This is a genomic window from Isoptericola sp. NPDC060257, assembly GCF_042726645.1.
GTDB lineage: Bacteria > Actinomycetota > Actinomycetes > Actinomycetales > Cellulomonadaceae > Isoptericola > Isoptericola nanjingensis.
In genome coordinates this window covers 1-1,290 of sequence record NZ_JBHXAW010000507.1, presented here as the reverse complement: position 1 = coordinate 1,290, position 1,290 = coordinate 1, and the positions used below count along the sequence as shown (strand labels likewise).

General features: G+C 71.1%; 1 protein-coding gene. It reads left to right on the top strand.

Going from position 1 to position 1,290, the window contains the following annotated elements; genetic code table 11:
* Window positions 1-91 precede the first annotated feature (91 nt).
* On the top strand, window positions 92-1,279 hold the full coding sequence (locus tag ACFWEK_RS21740) for a glycoside hydrolase family 76 protein (RefSeq protein WP_430555397.1): 1,188 nt from the start codon (window positions 92-94) through the stop codon (window positions 1,277-1,279).
* The last annotated feature ends 11 nt before the right edge of the window (window positions 1,280-1,290 follow it).

The window sequence follows — 1,290 nt, the reverse complement described above, 5'->3', positions numbered from 1 at the left end:
GCATCCTGCCGGATGCCGCGACGGATCGCTTGCTCGAAGACCACCGAGAGACCGAGCACCACCCGAGCACCACCGAGCGAAGGCGAGAACGATGAGGTTCACCAGAGCAGTGGGTACGGTCGCCGCACTGGCGTGCGTGATGGGCGCGGCGGCGCCCGCCGTCGCGGAGGACGCGGGCCGGCAGGGAGCGGGCACGTCGCCGCGCACGCAGGAGGCGCGGGCGGTGGCCAGCTACGAGGCGATGCAGGAGCACCTGTACGTGGACGACGGGTCGGGGCTCTACCGGGAGCGCTACCCGTCCGGCGCCGAGGACCGCCCGTACTCGTACGAGTGGCCGTTCTCCCAGGCGCACGTCGCGACGCTCGACCTCACGGGGATGCCCGGGCGTGCGGGCCGGTCGTTCGCCGACGACCTCGCGGACCGGTCGGTGGGCCAGGAGCGCTTCTGGAACGCGGACGGCGGCACGACCGGGCTGCCGGCGTACGACTCCTACGCCCGCGCCCCGTACGGCGACGGCGGCGACATCTTCTACGACGACAACGAGTGGGTCGCGCTGGCCAAGGTGCAGCAGCACCTGGCCACGAGCGACCGGGCGGCGCTCGAGCGGGCCGAGGAGATCTTCGAGCTCGTCGTCTCCGGCTGGGACACCGACCCGGACCACCCGGCGCCGGGCGGCGTCTTCTGGACGCAGGCGCCGTGGAGCACCGACCGCAACACCGTGTCCACCATGCCCGGCGCGCAGCTCGCCACCCGCCTGTACATGCTCACCGGCGAGGAGCGCTACCTCGACTGGGCCGAGCGGATGGTCGGTTGGACGGACGAGCACCTGCTCGCGCCGAACGGCCTGTACTGGGACAACGTCAAGCTCGACGGGTCGATCGACCGGACGCAGTGGTCGTACAACCAGGGTGTCCCGGTGGGCACGTACACGCTGCTGTACGAGGCGACGGGCGAGGAGCGCTACCTGGAGAAGGCGGAGGCGATCGCGGCTGCCTCGTACCGGTTCTACGTGACCGAGGGTCGTCTGGCCGGCCAGCCGATGTTCTTCAACTCCATCTGGTTCAAGAACCTGCTGCTCCTGGAGTCGGTGACGGGCGGGCACACCTACCGCGACGCGATGACGGACTACGCGGACACGCAGTGGCGCGAGGCGCGGGACTCCGGGACCGGGCTGTTCGACGCCGGTGACGAGCACACCGAGCTGCTCGAGCAGGCGGCCATGGTGCAGATCTACGCGACCCTCGCGTGGCCGCGCGGCAAGGCGTCGATCCTGTACTGAGCCACCCGCCC